The following is a 4,013-nucleotide window of genomic DNA, read 5'->3' on the forward strand; positions in this document are numbered from 1 at the left end:
TGAAGGCATCGTAGTGGAACCTGCGGGCGCCTTGACCCTCGCTGCGCTTTCCCTTTACGACAAGGAAAAGATCAAAGGGAAAAATGTCGTCTGCGTGGTAAGCGGGGGCAATAATGATATCATGAGAACGGCAGAGATCAAGGAGCGATCCCTGATTTATGAAGGACTCAAACATTACTTTATGATACAATTTCCCCAAAGGCCCGGGGCCCTTAAGGACTTTGTCTCCGAAATTTTAGGCCCAGATGATGATATTGCCTATTTCCAGTTTACCAAAAAGAACAACAGGGAAAACGGACCGGCTGTCGTAGGCATAGAGCTCAAAAATCCTAAAGACTTAAGCGGCATCTTTGAGAGACTCGATAAAAACCGCTTTAAGTACAATTACCTCAACGAAAACCTCGACTTGTTGACCTTACTGATGTAAGCCGCGTTTGGTTTACCCAAAAGACATATCATAAAGTCGATTCCCGATAAAATCACCATAGCCCTCATCTCAATCAATTATAATTGCCCGCATCTGCCTCGGCAGTAGGCAGGAAGTAGATTGGCAAAGGCATGGATGGTGGAATTTCATTAGCGGAAATCCCTGAAGTCTGCGGAAAATAAGCCTAAGTTATCGGAAGTGGATAAAACCATAGAATTGACTACTGGTCAATACTATTTTATAAGGGTTACCATCCCCCTCTTCTGCTCAGTATAATTTTTCCCCTCTAAGACATAGCTATATTCTATCAGGTAGGTATAAGTTCCATCGATTGCGGGATTCCCCTCTACGGTTCCGTCCCAGCCCACTGAACCGTTATAAACCAATTCGCCCCATCTATTATAAATGGAGATGGTATAATCTAATCCGCAATTGGAGATGGGTTGAAAGGAACTGTTGACTCCCCCACTATCTGGACGAAAGCCTGTCGGCAAACGTACTTCAGGCGCCACTTCTACAAGTTCGCTGCTGCCTAGGCTTACACAGCCATTTTGGTCCAAAACAGTCACAGCATAATTCCCTTTGGGCACACCAGACAACACCTGACTTGTCGCCTGTCCATAGTCCCATGTATACGAAAAGGGTCCATTGCCTCCTGTTGGCACCGCCATAAGTTCTCCATTGGCCTCCCCGGGACAGGCCCTTTTCATTACTTCCACATTGACCAATAAGGGCTCAGGGCTAGGCACAGTAAAAGAGACCGGGACCTGACATTGATTGGCATCTGTAATGGTGAAAGTAAGCTCACCTCCTTCCAGCCCTACCAAACCAAAGGCCCCGTCATTACTTGTGGTATTTGCAAAATTTATTTGGTAAGGTGGTACGCCTCCAGAAACGGAAATTTCGGCTTCCCCATCGGCTTTGCCATAACAGGAAGTCCCGGATACGGTTCCTACAGATACTCCCAAAGCTTCCGGCTGGGTAATTGCAAGGTCTTCCAAGATCCTTACGCACCCCTCACTGTCCACCACGGTGACCGTATAATTGCCAGCGGCTAAATTCTGCGCTTCAGGCTGGTTCAGATTGGGATCATGTTGCCATTTGTAGGAATAAGGCTGAGCACCTCCCTGCACATTCAAGGTAATTTTTCCGGATTGGTCCCCAAAGCACCTCACATCTTCTGTCTCAAAACCCACCACTAATTCTTCGCTTACCCGCACTGACAAACTTTCTGAAACTCCTCCGCAAATGGCATCCAAGGTGCTGGACTCTTCGTACCAAATCTCACCGATCGTACCGGGAATATCCCATAGCACCTCTACAAGAGCCTGATCTTCCCCGGAAACAATCTGACCATTATTAATGTGCCACTGGTAAGCCCTCCCATCCACGAGTTCAGAAACCGAATAGGTATAACGCTGTCCACCATCAAAACAAATATTGGTATCTCCTATTGGAGCCATTGGCTCAATACGCTGGTTGATCACCACATCCGTCTGAAAAGGAGCTCCGGGACAACCTTCAGCAGTAAAAGGAAAGGCTTTGATAAACGCTTGGTCATTACTTCCTCCCCACAATACTGTGGCAGAGCTATCTGTGCTGCTTACGATCTGACCACCACTGACTTCCCAATCGATCCGCTCTACATTTTCTGAATTGACCAAAGTATAAGTAATTTCATCCACATCAGGACAGGCCATAGTAGCTCCCTCCAGCTCCCCCTTGGTCTCCAAAACATCTACTTCAAATACAATTTCCTCTTGCTCATCACAGGAAGTTTCACTGACCGAAGCGGTTATTGTCACCGTATAATTACCAGGCTCAGCATATTCATGAGTGATCGCGGCTCCTTCTTTTACAGGACTACCATCGCCCAGGTCCCATAAAAAATGGGTGAAAATATCATTTTCAGGTTCGATAGACCAATTGGTCTCCTCTCCAAGGCAAGCAACATTTTCACCTACGACTTCAAAATCATAAGTTGCCTGCACTTCAAAATTAAGGTTTTCCAAACTTGCCCCTACAGAGTATCCGTAGGATTCTATGTCCCCAAAACCATACACATAGGCTATAAAACCCTCTTTATTTTCCAACTGGTGAGAACCACTTTGTATATCAATCCGTGCAAAAGAATAGGACGGGTTGGAGGGAACCACAGAAAATGAATTCCCGATATTTCTTCCATCCAGAACAGTTTGCCCCTTGGCCTCTGTGGCCACGATAATATTAACGTAGTTGTATTCAATTTGCACCACGTTCATGGCCTCAAAGGTGATGCTTTTCAGCAACTGTTCATTGGGACTGTAAGTGATCATAAAAGGATCCCCCATAGAAGAAAACGGAGCATAGGGATCATTACAGGCCTGGCTTTTTGAATAGGTGGTCACGGATATGGGTTTGGAACCTTGGATGGTCCTGGTTTCGTCAGGGCCAAAATCAAAAGCCCTAAACTCCCCCTGGTCCAAGGTGGCTACCCTATTCCCGTCAAAACTGATTTCTGTATCGTCTTCTGCCGCTATTATTTTCACCAGTTCGCCCGATGACCTGCTCTTCAATGGAATGTGGATAAATTCCATCCCCCATGTAGTGACCGGATACATTTGCTGGAAAAGATGGTCATTGGCAGAGCCACACTCTCCTACCCCTGTCCATTTGTTCCCCCCAAATACCGCTACATTTTTACAGTCATCAGCATTACTCCCCACTACCTTTACCTTGCTCCCTGTCAGATCATCTTTTGCTTTTAGCTGATAGCTCTGTCCCATGTTCAAAGTGATCATATAGGGAGTCCAAGCCGCTTTTCCATCAATGGTCCTTACGCTGGGAGTAATTTCCACTTTGGTATCATTTTCCACACCTACTATCAAAAGGGTACTTTCGTCGTTTTGATTTAAGTCCGTATTGTTGAGGTTATTCGGTGAAATCTCATAATGGGATGCGATATAATATTCTTTGCCCAAAGTGCTTACCGGCAGGATCACCGAGCCATCAGCACTCCTCCGCCGTTCATTGAAAGCATAGACAGACACCTTACCACTGGAAACAATATGGATTCCTTTGTTTTCTATCCGGCCTGAATTCCTGTGAAGAAGATCATCCTGACTTTCCGGTACACGCAGTGTATAGTTTTGCCCCTGTTGCAGGTTAAAAGTATAAGTGAGCCCGGGCCGGAAATTGCTGAGATCAATAGTTCCTTGTGCTGCCTCGTTTGCTGAAACCACGATAACCGCCGTTCCATTTTGACCATTGGTATTATTCTCCATAAAGCCAAACCAAAACTCCTTACCCACGGTAGTAAGCTGTGCGGTTGCTTTTTGGCTTCCCAAAATTTGGATCAGTAAAATGAAAACTAAACCTAAATACGTAGAATACTTGGTCATTGAAGGCAACTGATTATTTTATATCACTATGATAGCAAAAGCTTTGCTGTCTGAAAAGCGCTGCTGCCACCTGATCATAAAACTGTAAATGTTTTAGTAATAAATCTACTCACAACAACGAGTTATGAATACTTTGAAGCGACACTTCAAACTCTTTCGAAATACAATGTAAGAATAATAAGCTTAAAGAATTATTTTTCTTGCCA

Annotated in this window: 1 protein-coding gene and 1 pseudogene; one reads left to right on the forward strand and one right to left on the reverse strand. The window is 45.0% G+C overall.

Annotation, left to right across the window (positions count from 1 at the left end; translation table 11 throughout):
• A pseudogene (locus tag ACYVAA_RS22375) lies at positions 1 to 427 on the forward strand (threonine dehydratase); the annotation flags it as partial.
• A gap of 233 nt (positions 428 to 660) precedes the next feature.
• Here the strand turns inward: ACYVAA_RS22375 and ACYVAA_RS22380 are convergent.
• Positions 661 to 3,807: a PKD domain-containing protein gene (locus ACYVAA_RS22380; RefSeq protein ID WP_460546190.1), complete on the reverse strand. Its 3,147-nt coding sequence runs from the start codon at positions 3,805 to 3,807 to the stop codon at positions 661 to 663.
• Between the last annotated feature and the right edge of the window lie 206 nt (positions 3,808 to 4,013).

Source organism: Echinicola sediminis, assembly GCF_054777495.1.

Excerpts from the sequence above, each read along its gene's own strand:
- ACYVAA_RS22380 (WP_460546190.1), bottom strand. The coding sequence starts at position 3,807 with ATGACCAAGTATTCTACGTATTTAGGTTTAGTTTTCATTTTACTGATC.